Origin of the sequence: Confluentibacter sediminis (assembly GCF_003258355.1) — a bacterium.
GTDB classification, from domain to species: Bacteria; Bacteroidota; Bacteroidia; order Flavobacteriales; family Flavobacteriaceae; genus Confluentibacter; species Confluentibacter sediminis.
On sequence record NZ_QKPO01000058.1, the window covers coordinates 1 to 684 of the forward strand.

The window sequence follows — 684 nt, forward strand, 5'->3', positions numbered from 1 at the left end:
TTCATGCAATTATTGAAATTTTAAACTATATTTGATTGTTGTGCAACAGGCACAACGTGTATAAAAATAATAGCCGGGATAGTGGTAAAATCGAGGGTTGTAGCCCGCTTCAACTTTCTTGTATCGTGACAGGAATGTGCCACGCAATCGGCTACTATTCTTATACTCACCGTTGCCATTCATTGGCGAACGCACTCAAACTGAAAATAAAAAGAAATGAAAAAAATACTAAAAATAATTTCTACAGTATCAATTGTATTATTTGGAATTTTATGGATTTCAAGCAAATTTGATTTCTTGACTGAATATAATTCTTCCGATATTAGAACGTTTTTTGTTCTTATTTACTTGTTTACAAGTTTAAAGTATTTTCAAATGGAAGTTAAAGATAAAAACGCTGAAATTCAGGAATTGAAATTAAAACTGGAGAAAACAAAAAAGGAAATTTAAAATAAACTGAATAAAGAAAATGGCGTTTATTAACGCCTTAAAACGGTAAAAAACGAAGTGTAGACTTACCGACCCACTTTTACTGGGCTTTTCTATGAATTTTAGGTGCTTCTTTAAATTATAAGCAATGGCCGAGATTTGCATGCACTTATTCGCCTGATTAATGTCTATGGTATTTGACCTTGCTTATGCCCATAAATTGGGTCAAGGTACCAAATGATATTGTTTTTTGCC

The 684-nt window shown here is 32.0% G+C and carries 1 protein-coding gene; it reads left to right on the forward strand.

Going from position 1 to position 684, the window contains the following annotated elements; translation table 11 throughout:
* Positions 1 to 216 precede the first annotated feature (216 nt).
* A complete protein-coding gene (locus tag DKT72_RS17865) occupies positions 217 to 450 on the forward strand; it encodes a hypothetical protein (RefSeq protein WP_111310128.1) in 234 nt (77 codons plus the stop codon).
* The last annotated feature ends 234 nt before the right edge of the window (positions 451 to 684 follow it).